This window comes from Agrobacterium sp. MCAB5 (assembly GCF_052114365.1).
Taxonomy (GTDB): domain Bacteria; phylum Pseudomonadota; class Alphaproteobacteria; order Rhizobiales; family Rhizobiaceae; genus Agrobacterium; species Agrobacterium tumefaciens.
Window position 1 is genome coordinate 1 of sequence record NZ_JBFREP010000319.1, and the last position, 396, is coordinate 396.

Below are 396 nucleotides of genomic sequence, written 5' to 3' on the forward strand. Positions count from 1 at the left end.
AACGACCGTGCCACAATCGAAAGCGAGGTGCGGATTGCATGCGAAGCCGTAGAGGGCCCTTGTGGTTTATCGGCTAATTGTGGTCCGCACCTCACCCTTTCAGTCCGATCACGTCACGATTTCGACGTGCTTCGTAAATTGTATGAAAACTGTAGTTTGGTTTCCCCTCGGAATCGCGTCTTTTGCGAAATACCACACTTACAATCGCGGATTGCCTGAATGTGAATTTCACAAAGGCTTGCGCGTATACGAGATCGTCATCATCGGTATTCATCGTAAATTTCTTGAGATCGGCTTCCTCAAACGAAAGCAAAATTCGCGGAATAGCTCCAAGCAACTGAAATGACTGTAGCTTCACTAAAGGGGATCGACTTATCCGGGTGATGTGCTTCCACC

General features: G+C 48.0%; 1 protein-coding gene. It reads right to left on the bottom strand.

Annotation, left to right across the window (positions count from 1 at the left end; translation table 11 throughout):
* Window positions 1-91: 91 nt before the first annotated feature.
* On the bottom strand, window positions 92-396 hold a 305-nt coding region (locus AB4Z23_RS28815; RefSeq protein ID WP_441361353.1), incomplete at its 5' end, for a hypothetical protein.